Source organism: Rodentibacter sp. (genome assembly GCF_057314195.1).
Map to the genome: position 1 here is coordinate 1 of NZ_DBHLAM010000032.1, position 2,767 is coordinate 2,767.

A 2,767-nucleotide genomic window follows, 5' to 3' on the forward strand; every position below is an offset into this window, starting at 1 on the left:
CAGCAAACGCATGACCGTGCAGGAACTCACCCCACAAGGCTTCAAAGACTTAGCGGAAACTGTGAAATTGATGGCGCAGGCGGAACAGCTGGATGCGCATAAAATGGCAGTGAGTTTGAGATTAGCGAAGTTGCAATAAGAGGAAAACGACATGACAATCACAACATTATCCCGACAAAACGTACAAGTGCTTACGCCCTATCAATCCGCCCGCAAACTGGGTGGCAACGGCACGATTTGGCTGAATGCAAACGAATATCCCACTTCGCCAACGTTTCAACTTTCGGGCAAAGATTTAAACCGCTATCCAGAACCGCAACCGCAAGCGGTGGTGCAAGGGTATGCCAATTACGCCGGCGTACAGCATGAAAATGTGTTGGTGACTCGTGGTGGCGATGAAGGCATTGAGTTGATTATTCGAGCGTTTTGCGAGCCAAACCAAGACGCCATTTTGTTCTGCCCGCCCACGTATGGCATGTACGCCGTGAGTGCCGAAACAGCAGGTGTAGCGTGCAAAACCGTACCATTAACGGCAGATTTTCAACTAAATCTTGCCGAAATTAAACAGCAGCTAGAAGGCGTGAAAGTCGTCTTTGTGTGTAGCCCGAACAACCCGACAGGCAATTTGCTTAAACGGTCGGATTTGCTTGAGCTTTTACAATTTACTGCCGGCAAAGCCATTGTGGTGGTGGATGAAGCCTACATCGAATTTTGCCCTGAAGCGACACTCACAAAAGAGCTGCAAAATTACCCGCACTTAGCCATTATTCGTACCCTTTCCAAAGCCTTTGCCTTGGCAGGATTGCGTTGCGGTTTTGTGTTAGCCAATGCGGTGCTAATTCAAATTCTCAGCAAAGTGATTGCCCCTTATCCCATCCCGGTACCAAGCGCTGACATCGCGGAACAAGCCTTGCAGGCACAGAATATCGCCCTTGTACAAGCCCGCGTACAGGAGATATTAACCAATCGGCAGTGGCTTGCTAAAGCGCTTTCCGCCTTACCTCAAGTGGAAAAGGTCTACGACAGCGCAGCCAATTATTTGCTTATAAAATGCCAAGATGGTGAGCGCGTTTTCAAGGCGTTGTGGGAGCAAGGTATTATCTTGCGCGATCAAAACAAAGCGTTAAATTTGCAAAATTGCATTCGGATTACGGTGGGAACGAAGGAAGAATGCGAGAGCGTAGTAGGGTCGATTGCCATACTAAAATAATGCTCAAAAAAACTCCCCTCTTTAGCAAAGAGGGGCAGGGGGAGATTTATTCGCTTCGCTCACACTCCGTGCTGTTGCTAAAGCAACGTTCAAACGCAAGCGTTTGTGGCAGAAGTGAAAATTAGTTCATACGAAAATTTAAACATCGCAATCAAATCTCCCCTAACCCCTCTTTTCTAAAGAGGGGGATCGGATCACGAGTTTATACACATTGATAGAGGAAAAAAACATGCAACCCACCCTTTTCATCGACCGCGATGGCACGCTGATTGACGAACCGAAAACCGATTTTCAGATCGATAGTCTGGAAAAACTGAAATTTGAGCCGAATGTGATTCCTGCTTTGCTTAAGCTCAAAGGTAAATACCGTTTTGTAATGGTGTCTAATCAAGACGGGCTAGGCACGGATTCATTCCCGCAAGAAGATTTCGACAAGCCACACAATGCCATGATGGCGCTGTTTAAATCGCAAGGCATTGAATTTGACGAGGTGCTGATTTGCCCGCACAAACCGGAAGATAACTGCGCTTGTCGCAAACCCAAAACCAAACTTTTGAAAAAATATATCGACAAAAAATTGTTTGATCCTGACCGTTCTTTTGTGATTGGCGATCGCGCCACCGACGTGCAGTTGGCGGAAAACCTCGGCATTCGCGCACTGCAATATCACCCTGAAAAATTAAACTGGGATCTGATCGCAGAAAAACTGCTCGGTGAGCCCGTCAGCAACATCGGCAACCGTCCGCCACGTTACGCAGAAGTCGTCCGTAAAACCAAAGAAACGGACATCAAGGTACAAGTATGGCTAGACGAAACGGGCGTGAACCAAATCAGCACGGGCGTGGGCTTTTTTGACCACATGCTGGATCAAATCGCTACCCACGGTGGTTTTCGCATGAATGTCATTTGTAAAGGCGACTTACATATTGACGAACACCACACCGTGGAAGATACAGCTCTCGCGATCGGCACCGCATTGAAGCAAGCTATCGGTGACAAACGCGGCATCGCTCGCTTTGGATTCGTGCTGCCAATGGACGAATGCAAAGCAGAATGCGCTTTGGATTTATCCGGTCGCCCGTGGATCAAATTCAGTGCCAAATTCAAACGGGATAAGGTGGGTGATTTCAGCACCGAACTTACCGAACACTTTTTCCAATCTCTCGCCTTTTCACTGCTTGCGACATTGCACTTAAAAGCGACCGGTGACAACGATCACCACAAAATTGAGAGTTTGTTTAAGGTATTTGGGAGAACGTTAAGACAGGCGATTCGGATTGAGGGAGATGAGTTGCCGAGTTCAAAGGGCGTCTTATAGCTACTACTAATAATTGTCGAATGTGAAGATTGGCATTGTCGGTTCTTTAATGGCAAAAAATAGCGTTTAAAATAGCCGTATTTTATTTGCACGATCTGCAGAGAAAATATTCAAACAGGCTTTCTTTTTCAAAAAAGAGTTTGACATATTGCTAAAAAAACGTATCATACCGCCTCACAAACTGGTTGTGGTGAGATGGCCGAGTAGGCTGAAGGCGCTCCCCTGCTAAGGGAGTATGG

3 protein-coding genes are annotated in these 2,767 nt (G+C 46.9%); all 3 read left to right on the plus strand.

Annotated features, from left to right (window positions below; all coding sequences use genetic code 11):
• A partial coding sequence (locus ACO59Y_RS04830; RefSeq protein ID WP_486131201.1) for a histidinol dehydrogenase occupies positions 1-139 on the plus strand: 139 nt, incomplete at its 5' end.
• Positions 140-151: 12 nt separating this feature from the next.
• Positions 152-1,210: a histidinol-phosphate transaminase gene (gene hisC / locus ACO59Y_RS04835; RefSeq protein ID WP_486131127.1), complete on the plus strand. Its 1,059-nt coding sequence runs from the start codon at positions 152-154 to the stop codon at positions 1,208-1,210.
• A 229-nt stretch (positions 1,211-1,439) separates the two neighbouring features.
• Entirely contained in the window at positions 1,440-2,528 is a 1,089-nt protein-coding gene (gene hisB, locus ACO59Y_RS04840; RefSeq protein WP_486131129.1) for a bifunctional histidinol-phosphatase/imidazoleglycerol-phosphate dehydratase HisB, read from the plus strand.
• The last annotated feature ends 239 nt before the right edge of the window (positions 2,529-2,767 follow it).